18 protein-coding genes are annotated in these 21,575 nt (G+C 61.2%); 7 read left to right on the forward strand and 11 right to left on the reverse strand.

Translation table 11 applies throughout. The features are described 5' to 3' along the window. The first annotated feature begins 105 nt into the window (after positions 1-105). From LA321_RS19475 to LA321_RS19485, 3 genes are read left to right on the forward strand one after another with little or no spacing between them, the layout of a single operon-like run. The gene (locus LA321_RS19475; RefSeq protein ID WP_042069959.1) at positions 106-1,620 is read left to right on the forward strand and encodes an efflux RND transporter periplasmic adaptor subunit; all 1,515 of its coding nucleotides are present in this window, start codon (positions 106-108) and stop codon (positions 1,618-1,620) included. Beyond that, the gene (locus LA321_RS19480) at positions 1,617-4,766 is read left to right on the forward strand and encodes an efflux RND transporter permease subunit (RefSeq protein ID WP_042069960.1); all 3,150 of its coding nucleotides are present in this window, start codon (positions 1,617-1,619) and stop codon (positions 4,764-4,766) included. Before LA321_RS19475 ends, LA321_RS19480 begins: the two co-directional genes overlap by 4 nt. 34 nt (positions 4,767-4,800) lie before the next feature. Then, complete coding sequence (locus LA321_RS19485) at positions 4,801-5,163, forward strand: copper-binding protein (protein WP_042069961.1); 363 nt, start codon at positions 4,801-4,803, stop codon at positions 5,161-5,163. A gap of 74 nt (positions 5,164-5,237) precedes the next feature. On the opposite strand, the gene LA321_RS19490 is transcribed toward LA321_RS19485, so the two are convergent. From LA321_RS19490 to LA321_RS19515, 6 genes are all read right to left on the reverse strand, one after another. Further along, a complete protein-coding gene (locus LA321_RS19490) occupies positions 5,238-6,155 on the reverse strand; it encodes an ABC transporter substrate-binding protein (RefSeq protein WP_042069962.1) in 918 nt (305 codons plus the stop codon). A gap of 59 nt (positions 6,156-6,214) precedes the next feature. After that, on the reverse strand, positions 6,215-7,018 hold the full coding sequence (locus tag LA321_RS19495; RefSeq protein ID WP_042069963.1) for an ABC transporter ATP-binding protein: 804 nt from the start codon (positions 7,016-7,018) through the stop codon (positions 6,215-6,217). Continuing rightward, positions 7,018-8,055: a FecCD family ABC transporter permease gene (locus LA321_RS19500; RefSeq protein WP_026457394.1), complete on the reverse strand. Its 1,038-nt coding sequence runs from the start codon at positions 8,053-8,055 to the stop codon at positions 7,018-7,020. The genes LA321_RS19495 and LA321_RS19500 overlap by 1 nt, the downstream gene beginning before the upstream one ends. A gap of 7 nt (positions 8,056-8,062) precedes the next feature. Then, positions 8,063-9,079, reverse strand: coding sequence for a FecCD family ABC transporter permease (locus tag LA321_RS19505; RefSeq protein ID WP_042069965.1), 1,017 nt, complete (start codon positions 9,077-9,079; stop codon positions 8,063-8,065). Positions 9,080-9,150: 71 nt separating this feature from the next. Next, positions 9,151-11,124, reverse strand: coding sequence for a TonB-dependent receptor domain-containing protein (locus tag LA321_RS19510; RefSeq protein WP_042070063.1), 1,974 nt, complete (start codon positions 11,122-11,124; stop codon positions 9,151-9,153). 281 nt (positions 11,125-11,405) lie between these two features. Further along, the gene (locus LA321_RS19515; RefSeq protein WP_042069966.1) at positions 11,406-12,209 is read right to left on the reverse strand and encodes a siderophore-interacting protein; all 804 of its coding nucleotides are present in this window, start codon (positions 12,207-12,209) and stop codon (positions 11,406-11,408) included. Positions 12,210-12,539: 330 nt separating this feature from the next. Here LA321_RS19515 and LA321_RS19520 point away from each other — a divergent pair, with 330 nt between their 5' ends. Further along, entirely contained in the window at positions 12,540-14,057 is a 1,518-nt protein-coding gene (locus LA321_RS19520; protein ID WP_042028494.1) for an HD domain-containing phosphohydrolase, read from the forward strand. Positions 14,058-14,146: 89 nt separating this feature from the next. Here the strand turns inward: LA321_RS19520 and LA321_RS19525 are convergent, their stop codons facing one another. Both LA321_RS19525 and dnaQ read right to left on the reverse strand, forming a co-directional pair. Continuing rightward, positions 14,147-15,397, reverse strand: a complete 1,251-nt coding sequence (locus LA321_RS19525; RefSeq protein ID WP_042069968.1) for a TIGR03503 family protein — start codon at positions 15,395-15,397, stop codon at positions 14,147-14,149. Beyond that, on the reverse strand, positions 15,394-16,128 hold the full coding sequence (dnaQ, locus tag LA321_RS19530; RefSeq protein WP_042069970.1) for a DNA polymerase III subunit epsilon: 735 nt from the start codon (positions 16,126-16,128) through the stop codon (positions 15,394-15,396). Before dnaQ ends, LA321_RS19525 begins: the two co-directional genes overlap by 4 nt. A 75-nt stretch (positions 16,129-16,203) precedes the next feature. On the opposite strand from dnaQ, the gene rnhA reads away from it, so the two are divergent. Continuing rightward, positions 16,204-16,668 (forward strand): ribonuclease HI, encoded by a 465-nt coding sequence (gene rnhA, locus LA321_RS19535; protein ID WP_042069971.1) that lies wholly within the window; start codon positions 16,204-16,206, stop codon positions 16,666-16,668. Here the strand turns inward: rnhA and LA321_RS19540 are convergent. Beyond that, on the reverse strand, positions 16,656-17,378 hold the full coding sequence (locus LA321_RS19540) for a methyltransferase domain-containing protein (protein WP_026457478.1): 723 nt from the start codon (positions 17,376-17,378) through the stop codon (positions 16,656-16,658). The two genes, rnhA and LA321_RS19540, sit on opposite strands and share 13 nt — an antisense overlap. 72 nt (positions 17,379-17,450) lie before the next feature. Between LA321_RS19540 and gloB the strand changes: the two genes are divergently transcribed. Next, a complete protein-coding gene (gloB, locus tag LA321_RS19545; RefSeq protein WP_042069973.1) occupies positions 17,451-18,215 on the forward strand; it encodes a hydroxyacylglutathione hydrolase in 765 nt (254 codons plus the stop codon). Positions 18,216-18,285: 70 nt separating this feature from the next. Further along, entirely contained in the window at positions 18,286-19,842 is a 1,557-nt protein-coding gene (locus LA321_RS19550; RefSeq protein WP_042069975.1) for a LysM peptidoglycan-binding domain-containing protein, read from the forward strand. Between the two features lie 79 nt (positions 19,843-19,921). Here the strand turns inward: LA321_RS19550 and astE are convergent, their stop codons facing one another. Together astE and LA321_RS19560 are read right to left on the reverse strand one after the other, a co-directional pair. Next, on the reverse strand, positions 19,922-20,947 hold the full coding sequence (gene astE, locus LA321_RS19555; RefSeq protein ID WP_042069976.1) for a succinylglutamate desuccinylase: 1,026 nt from the start codon (positions 20,945-20,947) through the stop codon (positions 19,922-19,924). A gap of 253 nt (positions 20,948-21,200) precedes the next feature. After that, positions 21,201-21,410 (reverse strand): DUF1127 domain-containing protein, encoded by a 210-nt coding sequence (locus LA321_RS19560; RefSeq protein WP_026458132.1) that lies wholly within the window; start codon positions 21,408-21,410, stop codon positions 21,201-21,203. Positions 21,411-21,575 lie beyond the last annotated feature (165 nt).

Raw genomic sequence — 21,575 nt, forward strand, 5'->3', positions numbered from 1 at the left:
CCGACAGAAGAGAAGATGGTCCATGTCATCAGTCCGATTTAGCGAATACGCAGTCGCGCATCCGTGCGCCCTTGCCCCCCTTTCCCTGCACCTGGGAGGTTTCCTATGAGCCAGAAATTGCTCGTCTCCGCCCTGCTGCTCGCCCTCGGGGCTGGCGGCGGTTACTGGGCGGCCAAACAGACAGTCACCGCGGTTGCCAAGGAGAAGACACCGCTCTACTGGGTCAACCCCATGGATCCCCGCGACAAGCGCGATGCCCCCGCCAAGGACAACATGGGGATGGACTTCATCCCCGTCTATGAAGAGAAGCAGGGCGGCTCCCCCGGCACCGTCACCATCAGCCCCGAGATCCAGCAGAACCTGGGGGTACGGCTGGCCAAGGTGGAGAAACTCCCCATCCACCAGCAGATCGAGACGGTCGGCTATGTGGGCTATGACGAGGAGCGGCTGGAAGCCATCAACTCCAGGATGGCGGGCTGGATCCGCAACCTCGCCATCAAGAACGAGGGGCAGCAGGTCACCAAGGGCAGCTTTATCTACGATCTCTACGCCCCGGATCTGGTAAACGCCCAGCACGAATACCTGCTGGCGCTTAACACCACCAATCCCCTGCTGCTGCGCGCCGCCGAGGGCAAGCTCAAGTCCCTGCAGGTACCGGCGGATCAGATAGCGGCGCTCAAGCGCACCCGCAAGGTGCAGGAGACGGTGCGCATCTACGCCCCCAGCAGCGGCTATGTCTCCGAGCTCAAGGTGCGTGAAGGCCAGTATGTGGAACCCGCCGCGCCCCTGTTCAACATCAGCACCCTCAAGCAGGTGTGGGTGAGCGCCGAGGTGTTCGAGCGCCAGGCTGCCCAGATCAAAGTCGGCGATCCGGTTACCATGACCCTGGACTATGCCCCGGGCCGCAGCTGGCAGGGTCGGGTGGACTACCTCTACCCGACGCTCGATGCCAGCACCCGCACCCTGCGGGTACGCCTGCGCTTTGACAATCCGGACGAGTTTTTGAAACCCAATATGTTCGCCAAGGTGAGCATCAGCACCGGCAAGGGGGAACCCCGCCTAGTGGTGCCGAGCGAAGCGGTGATCCGCACCGGCAACCAGGATCGGCTGGTGTTGGCGCTGGGGGATGGCAACTTCAAGTCGGTGGCCGTCACCCTGGGCCCCCAGTTTGGTGACAAGGTCGCCATCGATGAGGGGGTCGAAGCCGGTGACAGCATCGTCAGCTCGGCCCAGTTCCTGCTCGACTCCGAATCGGCCATCGATTCGGACTTCCAGCGCATGACGGCGGTGCGTCCCATGCAGGTGTGGACCCAGGGCCAGGTGCAGAACATCGATCTCGCCGGGCGTACCCTCGGCATCTCTCACCAGCCTATCCCCGAGTGGCAGTGGCCCGCCATGGAGATGGACTTCACCGTGGCCGACGGTGTAGACATCAGCCAGCTGAAACCGGACCAGACCCTGCATCTGCAGGTAGAGCAGGAGGGGGACGAGTACCGCATCATCCAGATCCATGTGGAAGATAAACCGGCCGCGGGCGACGCAATGAAAGAGGCCAAGGGCGAGATGACAAGCATGGAAGGTATGGATCACAGCCAGCACCAGATGGGGGATAAATCATGATCCCCGCCATTATTCGCTGGTCCGTCGGCAACCGCTTTTTGGTGTTGTTGCTGACTGTCATGCTCACCGCCTGGGGCCTCTGGTCGGTCAAGCAAACCCCGGTGGACGCCCTGCCGGATCTCTCCGACGTGCAGGTGATCATCAAGACCTCCTACCCGGGCCAGGCACCCCAGGTGGTGGAAGATCAGGTCACCTACCCGCTCACCACCGCCATGCTGGCGGTGCCGGGCGCCACCACGGTGCGCGGCTACTCCTTCTTCGGCGACTCCTTCGTCTATGTGCTGTTTGATGACAGCACAGACCTCTACTGGGCGCGTGCCCGGGTGCTGGAGTACCTGAGTCAGGTTGCCCCCAATCTGCCTGCCGGAGCCCAGCCCCAGCTCGGGCCGGACGCCACCGGGGTGGGCTGGGTTTACCAGTACGCCCTGGTGGACAAGACCGGCAAGCACGACTTGAGCGAACTCACGTCGCTGCAGAACTGGTTCCTCAAATACGAGCTGCAGACGGTCAACGGCGTCTCCGAAGTCGCCACCGTCGGCGGCATGGTGCGCCAGTACCAGGTGCGGGTCGACCCGGACAAACTGCGTGCCTACGGCATCCCGCTGTCGCTCATCCAGACCGCCATCGAGCAAGGCAACCAGGAGACCGGCGCCTCCGTCATCGAGATGGCGGAAGCGGAGTATATGGTGCGCTCGAATGGCTATTTGAAGAGCATCGAGGATCTGAAACAGATCCCGCTTGGCACCAATGTGCGCGGTGCCCCGCTGCTGCTGGGTGACGTGGCGGACGTAGTCACCGGTCCCCAGATGCGGCGCGGCATCGCCGAGCTCAACGGCGAAGGGGAAGTGGTGGGTGGCATCATCGTCATGCGCTATGGCGAGAATGCCCAGCACACCATAGACGGGGTCAAGGCGCGCCTGGCCGAGCTCAAATCCAGTCTGCCGGAAGGGGTGGAGATCGTCACCGTCTACGATCGCTCCGACCTTATCCAGCGCGCCATCGACAACCTCTCCGGCAAGCTGGTAGAAGAGTTCGCCGTGGTGGTGCTGGTGTGTCTGGCATTCCTGTTCCACCTGCGCTCGTCGCTTGTGGTGGTCATCACCCTCCCTATCGCGATTTTGACCGCCTTTATCGTGATGCATCTGCAGGGGATCAACGCCAACATCATGTCGCTGGGGGGCATCGCCATCGCCATCGGCGCCATGGTGGATGGCGCCATCGTGATGATAGAGAACGTCCACAAACACATGGAGCGGGAGGAGCTTACCGACAAGAACCGCTGGCGCATCATCACCGAGGCGAGCATCGAGGTGGGCCCGGCGATATTCTTCTCCCTGCTCATCATCACCATGAGCTTCCTGCCGGTGTTTGCCCTGGAGGCGCAGGAGGGGCGCATGTTCCATCCGCTGGCCTTCACCAAGACCTACGCCATGGCCGCCGCCGCCGCGCTCGCCATCACGCTGGTGCCGGTGATCATGGGCTATTTCATCCGCGGCAAGGTGCTGCCCGAGCAAGCCAACCCCCTCAACCGCTGGCTGAGCCAGGCCTATATCCCGCTGCTCAACGCCGTGCTGGCTCGCCCCAAGACCACCCTGGCGGTGGCGCTGGCGGTCACCGTGATCGGCTTCTGGCCGCTCAAGTATCTGGGCTCCGAGTTCATACCGCCGCTGGATGAGGGGGACATCATGTACATGCCCACCACTGCGGCCAACATCTCGGTGGGCAAGGCGCGAGAGATCCTGCAGCAAACCGACAAGCTCATCCGCACCGTGCCCGAGGTACAGAATGTATTCGGCAAGGCGGGGCGCGCCGAGAGCGCCACCGATCCCGCCGATCTGGTGATGATGGAAACCAGCATCCAGCTCAAGCCCCGCGACCAGTGGCGCCCCGGCATGACACCTGAGAAGCTCAAAGAGGAGCTCGACTCTCTCATCCGCTTCCCCGGTCTCACCAACGCCTGGGTGCCCCCCATCAAGACCCGCATCGACATGCTGGCCACCGGCATCAAGACCCCGGTGGGGATCAAGATCGCCGGCCCCGACCTCAAGGTGGTCCAGCAGATAGGCCAAGAGCTTGAGCAGATCATCGGCAAGGTAGAGGGGGCCTCTTCCGTATACGCCGAGCGGGTGGCGGGCGGACGCTATGTGAAGGTGGATATCGATCGGCTCAAGGCGGCCCGCTACGGCCTCAACATCGCCGACGTGCAGGCGGTGCTGGCCACCGCGGTGGGCGGCATGGACGTGGGCCAGACCATTGAGGGGCGCGAGCGCTACCCCATCAACCTGCGCTATCCCCAGAGCTATCGCGACTCGGTGGCGAGCATGGAGCTGCTGCCCCTGGTCACCCCCAAGGGTGAGCGGATCGCCCTGGCGGACGTGGCCCGGGTCTACATCAGTGACGAGGCGCCCATGCTGCGCAGTGAAAACGCGCGCCTCAACGGCTGGGTCTATGTGGATATCCGTGGCCGCGACATCGGCTCCTTCGTCGACGAAGCCAAGGCCGAGGTTGGCAAGCAGCTGGTGCTGCCGGCCGGCTACGCCCTCAGCTGGTCCGGTCAGTACGAATACATGGAGCGGGCCAAGGCACGCCTCGCCTACGTGGTGCCGCTCACCGTCGCCATTATCGTACTACTGCTCTACCTGGCATTTCGCCGCTTCCAGGAGGTGCTGCTCATCCTCACTACCCTGCCACTGGCGGTGGTCGGGGGGATCTGGACCGTCTGGCTGCTCGACTTCAATCTCTCGGTAGCGGTGGGGGTCGGCTTTATCGCCCTGGCCGGGGTGGCAGTGGAGACGGGGGTCCTGATGCTGGTCTACCTCAACCACGCCTGGGACGATCTGGTGGCCAGTGGCAAACCGGACAAGGCCGGCCTGCACCAGGCGGTCATTCACGGCGCCGCCCTGCGTCTGCGTCCCAAGATGATGACGGTGGTGACCATCATCGCGGGCCTTCTGCCCATCATGTGGAGCCAGGGTACCGGCTCCGAGGTGATGCAGCGCATCGCCGCCCCCATGGTTGGCGGCATGGTAACGGCGCTGGTACTGACCCTGCTGGTACTGCCAGCGGCCTACTACCTGTGGCGCGTCCGCACCCTGAAACGACTGGAACACGCTCCTGCACAGACAGATACTCAGGCTGCGCCCTGATCAATCAGACAACACTGACAAACAAGGAAACATCATGAACTACAAGACATTGACACTGACCCTGCTGCTTGGCCTTGCCACCCACACCGGCGCACAAGCCGAAGAGATGATGAACCACGAAGGGCACGACATGAGCCAGATGGGTGACATGCAGCAGATGGAGGGCATGAAGGAGATGGTGATGACCAAGGGGGTCATCACCCGCATCGACGAGGCAAATGGCAAGGTGGGGATCAAGCACGAGGATATCGAGAACCTCAAGATGCCCGCCATGACTATGGTGTTCACCCTGCTCGAGCCGGCCCAGCTCAAGGGGATGAAGGTGGGTGACGCTGTCAGCTTCCATGCCGAGATGCGCGATGGCAAGCTGCTGCTGACCAAGATCCAGCCGCAATAAACCGTCAACAACGGCCATAAACAGAGGGAGGCGCAAGCCTCCCTCTTTCGTTTCATCGGCTCGAGATGGATTCGTCAGCCACGCTTTTGCAGCAGGGTCTCCACGTCCGCGATTACCTTGAGCGCCGCCTGGGGGCCGCCGGACGAGGTCCAGAGCGAGCCATCCACGGCGCCAAAACGCTTCTCCCTGATCACCGGCAGCTGCTGGTAGGCCGGGGTCTGCTCGGCCTGGCGCATCGCTTCCACCGCATCGCCGCTGGCACTCAGGGTGCCGATCACCAGCCAGTCTGCATCCAGCAGATTGAGAGACTCCAGACTCAGGGCCGGGGAGTGGGGTGCCCCCTTGCCCTGCTGCTGGGCCGGGCGCACCAGCCCCATCGACTCCACCACGCTGCTGGCGAAGGTGCCCGGATACATGAAGCTCGGCCCCTTGGGATTCCAGCGCACTATGCTGATGCTCTCCCCCTGATGCCCGGCCAGGGTGGTGCGTGCCTGCTGCAGGCGCGCCTCGTATTGTTGCAGGAATGCCTCCCCCTCCTGTTCACGGTTGAGGGCGCTGGCGACACGGCGCAGCAACGGCTGCCAACCGTCGGTCCACTGGCCGGTCACCACGGTCGGGGCAATCTCCCGCAGCAGCGCCAGCTGCTCCGGGGTGGTGGGGCCGGTCAGGATCAGATCCGGCTCCAGGGTGATCAGGGTCTCCAGGTTGGGGCTGCCAAGATCCCCGACCACGGGGATCCCCTCTCCCACCTTGTCCAGCAGATAGCGCGGCAGGGTCGGCTGACCGCGACCATTGACGGCACCAACCGGGGTCACCCCCAGAGTGAGGGCGCTGTCGAGATCGATCTCGCTCAAGGTCACCACCCGCTGGGGATTGGCCGGTACCTGGACGCTCTGGCCAAACGCATCGGTCACCTGACGCATCTCCTGCGCCTGAACCAGGGGCGCGGCCAGTATCAGGATAGTGGCGGCCAGGGAGGCAAAACGCTTCATCATCTCACTCCTTCTCTTGAGGTACTGCGTTGGTATAAAGGGTATTCAGGGTCATGGCTTCAACTCGCCCGGCGCACGGCATCATCAGCATAGTGACGACGCGGCACTATGATGGGGGCACCATCGCCGGGGGCGTGGAGGATATCGACGCTGGTCTGGTAGAGGCGATCGATAAGGGGCTTGGTCACCACTTCGCGGGCCGGGCCCATGGCGGCGATCTCCCCGTCGCCGATGGCGATCAGCTCGTCGCAATAACGGGCCGCCATCGCCAAATCGTGGATCACCAGCAGCACCGTCTTGCCCTCGGCGGTGATGCGGTGAATCGCCTCCATCACCTCGGTCTGGTGGCCGATATCGAGGGCGCTGGTAGGCTCGTCGAGCAGCACCATGTCGCTGTCCTGGGCCAGGATCATCGCCAGCCAGGCCCGCTGCGCCTGACCGCCGGAAAGCGACGAGGCGCTCTGGTGCCAGATCCCCTCCAGCTGCATCCGCTCGCAGGCCGATCGCACCATGAGCGCATCTTCCTCGCTCCACTGATTGAACCAGCCCTGATGGGGGTGGCGGCCGTACTGCACCAGCTGTTCCACCAGGATGCCGGCGGGCAGGGTCGGCCGCTGGGGCAGATAGGCAAGCTCACGCGCCAGCCCCTTCATGGGGTAACTGGTCAGGGGCTTGCCCTTGAGCAGTATCTCCCCGCTCTGTGGGGCCATCTGCCCACAAAGCAGCTTGAGCAGGGTCGATTTGCCGCAGCCGTTGGGGCCGACGATCCCCACCAGCTTGCCCTTGGGCACGCTGAAGGAGATATCGCGCAAGATGGTGGTCTGCTGATAGGCGAAATGGAGTCGGTTTACGGTGAGCGTCATCAGTCGGCCCTCTGGCGATCGTGAACAAGGAGAAACAGCAGCAAGAGGCCGCCGAGAATGCGGGTCATGATGCCGGTCGCCACCTCGTGGGGACTGGCCAGCACTCGAACCAGGGTGTCGCTGGCGAGCAGCAGCAGGGCGCCACTCAGCGCCGCCAGCCAGAGCGGCACGACTCTGTCCTTCACCAGCCAGGAGGCGAGGATGGGCGCCGCCATGGCGATAAAGACCACGGGACCGCCGATGGCGGTGCCAAGGGCCGCTACCAGAATGGCTTGAGCCAGGATCCCCAACTGTACTTTGTCGCCATTGACCCCGAGGGAGCGCGCCATCTCGGGGCCAAAACGCAGCACCGCCAGGGAGCGGGAGAGGTAGATAATCCAGGGGCAGAGCAGCAGCAACAAGATGACGATGGGGGTGATGGTGTTGTAACTCACAGCGATGAAACTGCCCATGTTCCACAGGTAGAGGGAGCTCAAGTGCAGCAGCGCCTTGGTGGACATCACGAACTGGCCGAGGGCCTCGAGCATCTCGGACAGACCAATGCCGATCACCACGAACAGGTAACCCTGTTCACCGGGTTTGCGGCAGAGGGCATAGAGCACCAGCGCCGCGAAGATGGCGCCAAGCGGCGCAGCCCACCAGGGCCAGCTGCCCAGGGTCAGGTAGAGGGAGAAGATGATGATGCCAAGGGAGGCGCCATTATTGACCCCCACCATGTCGGGAGTTGCCAGCCGGTTGCGGATCAGGGTCTGTACCAGACAGCCCGAAAGCCCCATGGCCGCCCCCGCCACTATCACCCCCAGAATGCGGGGCAGCCGGATCTTGAACAGGGTTATCCCATCGAGGCGCGAGCCCTCCCCCAGCAAGGTGTTGAGCACGCCAGCAAAACCCAGCTTGCCGCTGCCGACACTCAAGGCCAGCAGCATCAAGGCAGCCAGGGCAAGGGCCAGCAGCGTCAGCCAGCGCCAGCTCGGCAGATGCAGCAGGATGGAACGTTCGCTCGCCCGCAGGCAGAGCATATCGGTCGGTGTAAGCATCAGCGCCTCACTTGACGGTCAGCAGGGTACGAAAGCCCCCACGACGCACGATGGCGATCAGCACGGGGGCGCCGATCAATGCCAGGATGACCCCGTTGGGCAGCTCGAACGGCTGGATCAACCAGCGCGCCAGAATGTCGGCCACCAGCAGGAACAACATGCCGAACAGGGCGGAGAAACAGACCTGCACCGACAGCCTCACCGGCTCCACCAGGCGGCCACAGTAGGCCGCGAGGAAACCGACGAAACCGATGGGGCCGGCGATGGCGATGGCGCTGGCGGTCAGCAGGGTGGCGGCCAGCAGCACGCCGATCCGCACCCGGGTCGGCCGAATGCCCAGCGCCTGGGCCTGACTGTCCCCCATCTGCATCAGGGTCAGCTGGCGGCAGAGCAGCAGGGTGAGGGCGAAAGCGAGCAGCACGAACGGCAGCACGGCGATGATGGCGTCCATATCGGCCCCCGCGAGGGAGCCCAGATTCCAGAAGCGGTACTGCTCCAGCACCATCTTGTTGGAGAGCAGCAAGAAACTGGAGAGGCCACCGAAGGTGGCAGACAGCGCCACCCCTACCAGGATGAGCTTGAGGGGATTGGAGCGGCCTATCATCATGCCGAGCCCCAACACGATGAGGTTGCCAAGCAGGGCACCGAGCCCGGCCCAGAGCAGATAACCGTAGGCGGACTCGACCCCGAACCAGGTGAGCCCGATCACCAGGGCGAAGACGGCGCCGGCATTGACCCCGAGCAGACCGGGTTCGGCCAGCGGGTTGCGAGTGGCGCTTTGCAGCAAGGAGGCGGCAAGCGAGAGAGAAACGCCCACCACCATGGCACACAGAGTGCGGGGCAGGCGCAGGGTATCGAGCACCATGGCCAGCTTCTCGTCGCCGGCAAAGCGGGGATCCCCCGCCAGATAACCCATCACTTCACGGGCGCCATACACCCCGGCACCAGTGGCCAGGGAGAGGCAAAGCAGCATGAACAGGAGGAACAATCCCAGCCAGAGCAGATACGTCTGGTGTCTAAGCACCCTTGGCTCCTTTGGTTGATATGCATGGTTGAATCAGGGAACAAGGGGAGCCCGCGGGCTCCCCGAACTCATCACAGCTTGTAAGCCACGCCGGCGTAGACGGTGCGCCCCTCGAGGATCTGATCCGCTTCGGTGGCGACCCAGTCACGCTTGGTGTTGGTCAGGTTGTTGAGGCCGAACTTCACATCCAGCGCCCGGGTGGCACTCCATACGGCGCCGGCATCCAGGGTGTGGAAGCCCGCCGTGTTTTCATAGGTGGTGCCGCTCAGACGTGGCACGGGCAGGATCTGGCTGCCGGTGTAGTTCCAGCCAAGCCGGGTGCTCAGGGTGTCGATCACTTGCCACTCCAGGGTGGCGTTGGCGGTGTGCTCCGGCGTCTTGTAGAGATCCTTGCCGGTGGTCTTGTCTTCCCCGTCGATCAGGGTGAAGTTGCCGGAGAGGCTCAGCGTATCGGTGATATCGAACCAGCCGCTCAGCTCCAATCCCTTGATGCGGGCCTTGCTGACGTTGCGATAGGTCATCACGGAGGGGCGCCAGGTGGAGGTCCACCCCTCGCTCTGGATCTTGTCCTTGATGTCGTTGTGGAAGGCGGTCACCCCGGCCCCCCACACGGTGGCGTCATAGGTGGTGCCCAGCTCGTAGCTGACGGCGGTCTCGGGTTTCAGGTCCGGGTTGCCCACCACGACGCAGCGACCGCGACAGGCAGCGACCCCGTAATCCGCGTTGGACTGGGCGATGGTCGGTGCCTTGAACGCCTTGCCGATCCCCCCCTTGACCACCCAGTTGTCGGTCAGGCTGTAGAGGGCATAACCGCGCGGGCTGAACTCGGTGCCGTAAGTCTCGTGGTGATCGACCCGGCCGCTGAGGGTCAGGGCCAGATCGCCGAAGCCAAACTCGTCCTGCAGATAGAGGGCGCTCTGATCGACGCTGACATCACTCCCCTTGAGGCTGACATTGTGCTTGAGCTCGGTGATGCGGTATTCGGCGCCGCCGGTCAACAGGTGGCTGCCAAGGTTGCCGCTCAGCTGGCCGTCGAAGGTGTGGTTGGTCTGGGTCACATCGCCGCTCTGTTTGGTCAGACCCCTCATCAGCTCGGAGTCATCGAACAGGTCGACCTGCTCGAAGGCGTAGCCAACCCGGCTGTCGAACAGATCCCAGCGCCCGACGTGGGTCGTGTTGAGCCCCAGGCGCTCCATCTGCTGGATATTGCGCGGCGTCTGGCCGTAGTTGTTCCAGTGCGCCTCCCGATCGTCCTTGGCGTAGTTCATGCCGACATCCAGATCCTGCTGCTCGTCAATGAGCCACTTGACGTTGGAGAGCATGCCGAGCTTCTCGCGTTGCTCAATGGCATCGGCCTTGGGGTTGATGCTCTGCTCGCTCTGCCAGGCATCCCTGTGGTTGCCTTCCACCACGAAGTTGGCCAGCAGCTTGTTGTCGATGAGCGCGCCGCCCACATAGGCGCTCGCCTTGTTGACGTCCCCGCCGTGACCATCGGTCGGATCGCTGAAGGTGTAGGTCGCGGCCGCCTCGGTCTGCTCCTTGGGCTGGCGCAGGATGACGTTGACCACGCCCCCCAGGGCATCGGCCCCGTAGAGGGAGGAGATGGGACCGCGGATCACCTCGATGCGCTCGATGGCGGCCATGGGGATGGCGGAGAGATCGAAGTCGTTGCCGTAACCGGAAGTCAGGGCATCGCGGGAGCTGATGCGCCGCCCATTGACCAGCAGCAGGGTGTAGTCCCCCTCCAGCCCGCGCAGTTTGATCTCGCTGCGGCCATAGCTGGTGGCCGGATTGATGTTGACCCCGGGCAGCTGTTTCAGGGCCCCGGTCAGGTCATTGACGTTGAGCTTGTCGAGCTCGGCACGGGTCACGACCGAGACGCTGGCGGGCGCCGTCAGTTCACTGTGGCGAGTCTTGGTCGCGGTGACCACCAGGGTTTCATGGGCGGGATCGGCCGCGCCGGTTTGTGCTTGTGCCACGGCCGGCAAGGCAAAAAGGGACAACACCAGAGGATGAACTGCAAATAGTCGGGATGATGTACGCATCATCAACACTCCACATAGAACAGGAAAAGGCCAACACCACCGACATCCCTGTCTGACCTTGCCAGACCCGGCGCTGAGTGATTGGGCTGCTTATGGCACGAGCACAGGCCCATGCTTCTTCGCCCTGATATCAGTCGGCTCGGGCAGGAAACAGCCTGGCCATCCAGGGCGGTTCCTTCTCTATATGAAGGCGCCGTACCGACCGATTTCGGAACGGCGCAATACTAAATGCAAATCATTTTTATTTGCAAGAAATGAATCGGGTATTCTTTCGCGTCTGCTTAATTATCCATCACTTCATGACGCGCTTGATGGTAAGCCTCCTCGCTCTTGCCTCTGCGCCAGTAAGGCACCGCATAAATGGCCTGGCGATCGACCTCCAGGGTTCCGCGTACATGGCGACGCAGCGGCAACACCAGCGCCTCTTCCCCTGCCAGCCAGAAGAAGCCTCCTTCCCGTTCAAGGGGCAAGCCCATGACATGCTCCAGCAGGCCGCTTGCTTCAGGTTCGCCGACAAACCAGTGGCAACGCACCCCGGTGGGCAGGGAAAGCGACAGGGCGTCGGCCTGATCGGGTACCAGAATGGCGATCTCCCCTCTGGCATCGGCAGGCATCACTTCGCACATCGCCATGATGGCGGGCAAGGCAGTCAGATCCCCCACCAGACAGTAGTGAGTTGCCGCTGGCAGCATGGGATTGGGGCCACCGGGCGCAGAGAGGATCGCCTTGTCCCCCGGTTTGGCCTGACCGGCAAAGGCGCTGGCAGGCCCGCCATCACCGTGCAGCACGAAGTCAATATCGAGCTCCAGGGACTCACGGCGAAAGGCTCGCAATGTGTAGGTGCGGATGATGGGCTTGTCTGCCAACTGCGGCCAGCGCGGACCGTTTGGCGTCATGGTCGGTAGCACGGGCTCTGCCTGGTTGGGCTGTGCCAGCATCACCTTGATGTGGGCACCGCCGCAGGTGTAGGGATAGTCGGCCAGTTCACTGCCGGTAAAACAGATCCGGCGCAGATTGGGGGTAATTTGGGTAACGGCTTTGACACTCAACAGACGGGGACGGTTGGGAGGCAGAGTTGGGGACACAGATGAATTCCTCTTGCAGTAGATTACCCATGCTACACGCAAACAAGAATCAGTATCAAATGCGATTTATTCCCGTTTCATCGGTTTGTATCAGGAGTGTGCCATCATAGTCACTGGAACCAGGCTCGCGGCGCCATGACGAAGGGAGGATTTCCCCCTGCTAGCCGGCCCCTGTTCATGGCTGCACTTCGGTTTTGAGAGAGCCTGGGCAGGCCGCCATGCCACGGCGCCCGACCACAGTTTTTCGCGATCAAATTTTATTTCTCAATAAGTTTCCTATCCTTAGTGAAGCAGTTAATGTAAGCACAAGATGCCAAACAGGATTGTATGATGGATGACCAGATCCTGATTATTGATGATGACGATATCGTCCTTCCCGATAGCCAACAGGCTGGCTGGAAGGTGATGATCGTGGATGATGAGCCCGAAGTTCATCGCATCACCAAGATCACCCTGAACAAATTCGAGTTTGACAATCGTCCCATCGAGTTTCTGCATGCCTACTCCGCTGCCGAGGCCAAAGAGCTGCTCGCCACAACACCTGATGTCGCCCTGCTGCTGCTGGATGTGGTGATGGAGTTCGATCATGCCGGCCTGGATGTGGTGAAGTTTGTTCGCGACGAGCTGCAAAACAAGATGGTGCGCATCGTGCTGCGTACCGGGCAACCTGGCCAGGCCCCGGAAGATGACGTGGTCACCAACTACGACATCAACGACTACAAGGACAAAACCGAGCTTACCTCCCAGAAGCTGCGTACCCTGCTGCGTGCCAGCCTGCGTTCCTATCGGGATATCCGCACTCTGGAGAGCAATCGCCAGGGGCTGGAAAAGGTCATCGAGGCCTCCAAGGGGATCTTTGAAAAGCGGGCCCTGCGCCAGTTTGTCGAAGGGGCACAGGCCCAGCTGACGGCCCTGCTTCATCTGGGAGAAACCCAGATCTATGATCTCAAGCAGTCGGCCTATGAAGTGCGGGATCAGATACTCGAACCCCTGCTGCCCGGCTTGCCCCCGCTGCGATTGAGTGACGCCCCCGAGATATTGCGCCAGGCCATGGCCAGCCGAGCCAACGTCTACGCCCCGGAGCAGATGGTGCTTTACTGCCAGAATCCGCGCCACCATCTGCTGTTTCATATCGAGACCTTTCGCCAGCTCAGCCAGATGGACACGGGTCTGCTGACCCTGTTCACCGAAAACATCATAGTGGCGTTGGAGAACATCCGGCTCAACGAGGTGATCGCCGACAACCAGCGGGAGATCATCTATCGCATCGGTGAACTGGTCGAGACCCGCTCAAAGGAGTCGGGACTGCATGTCAAACGGGTCGCGCTCTATACCGAGTTGTTCTGCCTGCTGCTTGGTATGAGCGAGGAGCAGAGCGAGCTTATCAAGCGCGCATCGCCCCTGCATGACATCGGCAAAGTGGGGATCCCGGACTCCATCCTGCACAAACCGGGCAAGTTGACCCCGGAAGAGTGGGAGATCATGAAAACCCACGCCCAGCTCGGTCAGGACATGCTCTCCGGCAGCGATCTGGCGCTGTTCCAGATTGGGGCCACCATCGCCGGCAACCACCATGAAAAATGGAATGGCAGCGGCTACCCCCGCGGTCTGACAGGGGAGAATATTCCGCTGGAGGGGCGCATCGTGGCGCTCGCCGACGTGTTCGATGCTCTCGGCTCGGATCGCTGCTACAAGAAGGCGTGGCCACTGGACAAGGTGCTGGCCCTGATAGAAGAGGAGAAAGGGGAGCATTTCGATCCCAGCCTGGTCGAGCTGATGATGGCCAATCTGGACAAGTTCCTCGAGATCCGCGAACAGTACAAGGATGTCTATATCGGCGAGCACTAGCCAGCCCCTATTGCCTGTGACAGACACAGCAAGGTGCCAGATAAAAAAACCGCCCATGGAGGGCGGTTTTTTTATCCCGATGGCCTGTGTCACTGCTCCGGCAAGTTGAGATCCAGCTTGGTACCCGTGTCAGCGGACTCCGGGCTCTTAGCCTGTACTGCCGCCAGCGCCCGCTTCAGGGCCCGGCGTTTTTGCAACACCACAAACCCGACTCCACCGAGCACCAGCAGCAACACGCCTCCCCCGGCCAGCACCCAGACCAGCCAGCCCATCTCCTCTTCCTGCGGCGCTTCAACGGGCTGCGCGCTGGAGACGACAGGCGCCACCTCAACCGGCGGGGGCGGAGGGAATATGTTGAAACTCTTGCCGGGCAACAGGATCTTCACTTCGCGCCCCAGCAAGTTGGTGCCATAGAGCGTGGCTTGTACCTCGTACTGCCCTGGGTCCTTGATCATCGACAGGTCGATATTCAGTCTGGGGGCGGCCACCGTCTGGCTAAAGGGATAACTTCCCCCCTCTTTGCTCGTCACTTTGCCCTGGATCACCACGGAGGCTGGATCCAGTTCATCCCGATCGATGAGGAATGCCATCTTGGCCCCTTGCACGTCAGAAGGCGGCTCCAGGTTATAACTGAACGGATAGGGGTAGAGCAGCACATCCTGATAACGGGCACGTTCAAACACCTGGTTGCCCGTGCTGAACATGGCGCGGTACTTGCCCGTCGGAATATCTTCCAAGACCGCTTCTGCGGTCATGACCCCATCCCCCGGCACCTCGTCAAGCCCCTTGCCATCGTCATGATACTGGCCGAGCACCTTGTCCAGCACCACCTCCTGCTGCTTGTCATCGCTGTACGACTGCAACCTGACGGTCATCCCCAGCTCGGAGAGATAGTAGTTGTCTGCAGGCTGCTCCCCCGCTATCTGCAACCAGGATTTGAGCTTGATCACCTCTCCCTGATAGAGCTGCATCGGTAGCGCCTCGATATCCAGCTTGATATCGGAGAGGATGCGCACCCGGTTGTCCGGATCCACCTCCCCTATCGCCTGCCAGGGGCCCGGCATGGGATTGCGCAGGGTGATGAGGTCATATTCGGGCAATGCCAGCCAACCCACATCGGCAGGCTTGACCCGACCCACATAAAGCTTGCTGCCATCGGGTCGCACCAGGATCACCGACGGGGTGCCCGCCTTGCGCTTGATGATGAAGGTGATCTCCTTCACTCCGTAGTCGATGCGAAAGCGGTTATCCAGCAAGGGGATGTCGGAGGGCGCAAACACCTCGGTCGCCGCCGCCCCCAGTGAACAGAGCAACAGGAGAGAAAACCACCACCTGCTCATTGCCGCCACAGACAGCTTCCTCCCTTCTTTTGCACCAGATCCAGCCTGGCCTCGTGCAGCGCCTGCACCTCGGCGCTGGCCCGCACCACTTTGAGAGGCGGACGATGGCTTTCCAGCCGGCGGATGCTGGTGTCCTGGCTGCTCTCGCTCTCACTGCTTTCGGTCGCCAGATTCAACTTGGTCTGGCCACCCGTCATCAACAGGTAGACGTCCGCCAGGATCTCCGCATCGAGCAAGGCCCCGTGCAGGGTCCGGTGGGAGTTGTCTATGCCGTAGCGATCACAGAGCACATCCAAATTGTTGCGCTTGCCCGGGAAGAGGTCCCGCGCCATCGCCAGGGTATCCGTGATGCTGCAGATATCGGCGGTCTTGAAATCGAGTCCGAGCTTGCTGAACTCGTAGTCCATGAAGCTGACGTCAAACGGTGCGTTGTGGGCAATGAGCTCGGCACCGCGGATAAACTCGATGAACTCGTCAGCAATCTGGTTAAAGGAGGGCTTGTCGGCCAGGAAGGCGTCGGTAATGCCGTGCACTTGCACCGCTTCCGGGTCCACCAGCCGATCCGGCTTGATATAGACGTGGTAATGGTTGCCAGTCAGCTTGCGGTTGATCACCTCCACACAGCCGATTTCGATGATGCGGTGTCCCAGATAGACGGGGCCGCCACCTGTGTTCATACCTGTGGTTTCAGTATCCAGAATGATCTGGCGATTCAGTTGGGGTGTGTTCATGATCCAATCTATGTCAAACTTCGGCTTTACCCGCTAGTTTACCCCAAGCCTTCGGCTAAAACAGATTGATTACTCATGTTAAAACAGATTGATTTATTCACGGATGGCTCCTGCCTCGGCAATCCGGGCCCGGGCGGTTACGGTGCCGTCATGGTTTATGGCAAGCATCGCAAAGAGATCAGCGCCGGTTTTCGGCTCACCACTAATAACCGGATGGAGCTGATGGCCGCCATCATGGGCCTGCGCACCCTGAACGAGCCCTGCCAGGTTCGCCTCACTACCGACAGCCAGTATGTGCGCCAGGGGATCACCCAGTGGATCATCGGCTGGAAGAAAAAAGGGTGGATGACGGCCAATCGCCAGCCGGTCAAGAATGTCGACCTGTGGCAGGCGCTGGATGCGGAAGTGAGCCGCCACCAGATCGAGTGGCTCTGGGTCAAAGGGCACTCCGGCCATCCGGAGAACGAACGCTGTGACGAGCTGGCCAGAGAAGCTGCCTGCGGCAAGCAGTTGGCCGAGGATACCGGCTACCAGCCCTGACGCGCCATTCCCGGTGTGGCCAGCGATTTTGGCAACTGCCAGCGGCGTCGCACCGGGATGAGTGGAAAACGCCGCTTGCGGGCGGCAATCACATAGACAGAGGCAAATCCCCGGCAATAATCCCGTCCCAGGCTCTCCCGCCACCAGCTATGCCAGCTTTGTCGCCCCATGAACGAGTAGCCAAAGCGTTCATCGAACATCACCTCGCACCCCAGCAACTGTAGCCAGTCCGTGACCCGTCCCGGGGTAAACATCCGTGCTGACCAAGGCAACTTGCGCCGCAGCACCGGCATGTAGTGCCCGATCCCGACCAGACTCAGCGGGTTGTAGCCGCTGACGATCAGCCAACCATCGTCGGTCAGCACCCGTTCGGCTTCGCGCAATACCTGATGGGGATCGGCAGAGAAATCGAGACAGTGGGCCAGCAGACAGGCATCGACGCTGCCGGTACGCACCGGCAAGTCCAGCGGATCGCCGTACATGTCGAGCAGCCGGCCTTCGGGGGCGACACCAATTTGGTGGCGAATGGAGGAGCATTTGCAGGAGAGCTCGGCGCTCAGGGCACCTATTTTCAACAGATGATAGCCAAACAGGTTCGGGCACCAGTTGTCGAGCCGCTCCTGAATTTCACCCGCCACCCAGTCCCCCATGGGCAATGCGGACCAGCTGGTCGGGATCTCGATTTGTTGTTCGGTACGTGCCACCTGCATAATAGGGCTCAACTCGGGGTTTCGAACGCCATCCTGTTATATAAGATACCCTCCCTAAAGAGAAGCAGACTCATGTATCCAGTGATCACAGTTCCAGCCTTTAACGATAACTACATCTGGTTGATCCGACACGAAAATCATTGCCTGGTCGTCGACCCAGGCGACGCGGCTCCGGTGCTGGAGCGGCTGGCCGCACTGGAGTTGCAACTCGATGCCATCTTGCTGACCCATCACCATCACGATCATGTCGGCGGTGTTGGCGAACTGCTCGGCCACTTCCCCCACGCCAAGCTGTATGGGCCCAAACTGGACCCCATGCCGGATCACCACGGCCAATGGCTGGAGGATGGCGATCAGATCAACTGGCATGGTCTCGCCCTTGAGGTGATCCATGTACCCGGCCATACCCGTGGCCACATCGCCTATTACAGCGAAGGTATGCTGTTTTGCGGTGACACCCTCTTCTCCGCTGGTTGCGGTCGCCTGTTCGAAGGGACGGCGAAGCAGATGTATCGTTCGCTAGAGCGGCTCGCCGCCCTGCCCGACGACACCCTCATCTATTGCGCCCATGAGTACACCCTGTCCAACCTGCGCTTTGCCTATGCGGTCGAGCCGGACAACCCGGCGATCCAGCGCCAGATCGGGCTGATCAGCAAACGGCGCCAACAGGGGCTGCCCAGCCTGCCCAGCCGGCTCGGAGACGAAAAGTCATTCAACGTTTTTCTGCGTTGCGAGGCAGACTCGGTAAGATTTTCTGCTGAAAAACACGCACTAAAATGCGTGGAAAATCCGGTAGATACCTTCACCATCCTGCGCCAATGGAAGGACGTTTTTTGAGCAAACCTTGATCAGGGGGACGTTGCCCCTTATGATGCGGGCTGTTTTTGTTACAAATGACCGGAACGAGATGAAGGTACGAACGGCCTTATTGGCAGCGCTGTTGCTCAGCGGCTGCCAAAACCTGAGCCATCAGGATGACCGGGCGCTAACGGCAATCGAGCCGATCAAGTCCCCCCAGGTCAATAAAAAAGCGAATAAAAAACATGCTTCACGTTTCGTTTTCGGCGATGAACAGCTGGACGAAATGGAAGATACGGACAATCTGTGGGTGCGTATCAGCGATGATATGCAACTGGATACCCCGGATAACCCCCGCATCAGGAAGCAACGCGAGTGGTTGCTGCGCAACGACAAGCATCTGGCGACCATTGCCAGCCGGGCTGAACCCTACCTGTATCTGATGGTGGAGGAAATAGAACGGCGTGAGCTGCCAATGGAGCTTATTACTGTTCCGATGATCGAGAGCATGTTCAATCCTCGTGCTCGCTCCCGCAGCAATGCGGTCGGTCTGTGGCAGTTTGTGCCCGCCACCGGCCGAAACTTCGGCCTGCGTCACGACAACTGGTATGACGGTCGCCGGGATGTGCTGGCGTCCACCAACGCGGCGCTCGACTATCTGGAATACCTGAACCGCTTCTTTGATGGCGACTGGCTGCAAACCCTGGCCGCCTACAATGCCGGTGAAGGGCGGGTTCGCAACGCCATCGTGCGCAACCAGCGTGCCGGTCGCCCGACCGACTACTGGTCCCTCGATCTGCCGCGGGAAACCCAGATGTACGTGCCCAAGATCCTGGCCATGGCGGACATGCTCAGCAATGCGGACAAGTACAACATCAAGTTGCCGGTGCTTGCCAACCAGCCCAAGTTGCGGGTTGTCGAGACGGGCAGCCAGATCGATCTGAACGTGGCTGCCCAGCTGGCAGGCCTGCGCGTCTCCCATCTCAAGGAGGTCAACCCGGCCCTGAGTCGCGGCGTGATGTCCCCCCGTGGCCCCTACCGGCTGCTGGTACCGGTCGAATACGCCGATACTCTGGAGCTGGCGCTGGCGGATCTGCCCAAGAGCGAGCGTATCCGTACCCGCTCCTATCAGGTGGTCAGCGGAGACACACTGTCGCGCATCGCTCAGAACCATGGTGTCAGCGTGAGCGAGCTGAAACTGGCCAACAACCTGCGCAGCAACAACCTGCGCCGTGGCCAGCAGCTGGTGATCCCCCTTGGCGGCAAGGCGGTGGTCAGCAGCCAGGCCACGGTTGCCAGCAAGCCGCAGCAGCTGGCGAGTCGTGAGAGCACGTCGAAGAACAAGGTGAGCTACAAGGTGCGCTCCGGCGATACCCTGTGGAGCATCAGCAAGGTTCACGGCGTCTCTCACAACGAGCTGGCCAAGTGGAACGGCCTGAATGCCAAGTCGGCCCTCAAGCCGGGCATGAATCTGGTGGTCTATCCCAAGCAGGGGAAGAGCAACAAGTCGGTGGTTTATCAGGTTCGCCGTGGCGACTCCCTCTCCTCCATCGCGGCACGCTTCCAGGTGGCCATCAACGATGTGATGCGCTGGAACCAGCTCGACAAGGGGGACTACCTCAAGCCGGGCCAGGAGCTGACCCTGTTTGTGAACAACAACAGCTAAGCGCGACCCACGCCTTGACCCGATACAAAAACGGGGCCAGTCAACTGACTGTCCCCGTTTCTTTTTAACGCGGTAGCGACTAGTCCCAGAGCCGGGTCGGCACCACCAGCAGCACGGTACGCTGCCCCACCTCCACGTTGGCATTGGGGAAGACGATGGCCTCGCGCGGCTTTTCGACCGTGTATCTCAGATCCCCATCCTCAGCCAGCACGAACCCCTGGGGGAATTCGGTGAAGTTGTCCACGTCGCTGGCGAACAGGAAGCGAAACTGCTCGGATCGCTTGTTGATCACCCGATCGATGGCAAACAGGGTGAAGTCCTCGGCGCGCCAGGGCTCCAGTGCCACCTCGTCCTGGGTCACCAGCTCCTGCAATGCGACCTTGGTCTCGATGAAGCGGGTCATGTCGTTCTCGCCAAACGGACGCACCTTGCCAAGCTCCACCGTGAAGGCGTGGGCTCCGTGCTGGTGCGAGCTGTAATAGCTGAAGGTGGTGGTGGGGCCACCGGAGAGCAAGATGGTCCTCACTCCGCAGGCCCCGAGAAACTGAACCTGCTCCCGGCAGTGGGGGCGATCGTGAGGGAAGGGATAGACGGCAAACTTCTCGTGGCGCGAGCCACGAATGGCGGTGTGCAGATCGTAGTGATAGCGCGGGCGGTCCGGATCGGCGAAGAAGCGGCTCACATACTGCTCGAGGCGCATGGCGCGGATCCGCTCCCGGTTGCACAACCCCTCCCCCTTGCTGTGGGCGCCAGAGAAGAGGCGGTTCATGTTCTCCTCCACCTCCCGCACCCCGAGGTTCATGGCGGCCGGATTGCCAAACAGGAACAGGATCCGGTGGCGAGCCTGCAGCTCCCCCTCGAGCAATCGGGTCAGCAGCTGGTTGCAGATCTCGATGGGGGCCGTCTCGTTGCCGTGAATGCCACAGGAGAGCACGATATCCTTGCGCCCACCCGGTTGATCACCGGCCCCGGAGGCGGGCTCGAGGCAGAGCACGCCGGTATCCCAGACACTCACCCTGTCGCCATTGGCCAACGCATAGGAAAAGGGCTCGAGCTGCCACTCATGGCTGCGAGTCAAGGCCAAAAAATCATGCTGGGGAATCATCCATCTCACCCTCTTGGTCTGAAACACTAGGGTGGATTATACGCAAGGCGACGCGGCTTAAAATCCGTTTTTTAAACAAATTCAAACATTAATGATACAAGTTGGCGAACAGGCTGGCGCAGAAACCAATTGGGTCAAGGGTAAGCATTAAAGGGTTGCTGGCGGGGAAAAACAGCGTGGTGCAGCCGGTCGATCACTGGCTGGCAAGGGGGATGGGGATCAGCAGAACAACGAGGCATCCATGCCCGGTCGATTAACCACGCCAGAACGGCTTGGTGGTTTCCTGATAGCGATCGGCTTCGCTCAGACCGATGTCCTTGAGCAGGTACTCGGGCAGCTCGGAGAGCTGGCGACGGCTGCGGCTGCGCTCCAGCCAGGTCAATACGGTCATCTTGGCACGAGCGATCAGGTTCAGCTCGCTGTCGTGGTGATAACCGGCTTGGGTATAGGTCATGTTGGCCATGGTATGGCTCCTCCGGGTTCTGATGTTTGCGCACTGGGCTTGAATTTGATGCGCAAAGCTTAGTCAGGGGCCGGATCCGTCTCAATTGACGAATTTTGATACATAACATTAGCAAAACTAATGGTTAAATACGCAACGATGTAAATTTAACTCGTTGAATATAAA

Source organism: Aeromonas enteropelogenes (genome assembly GCF_020097295.1).
Taxonomy (GTDB): Bacteria; Pseudomonadota; Gammaproteobacteria; order Enterobacterales; family Aeromonadaceae; genus Aeromonas; species Aeromonas enteropelogenes.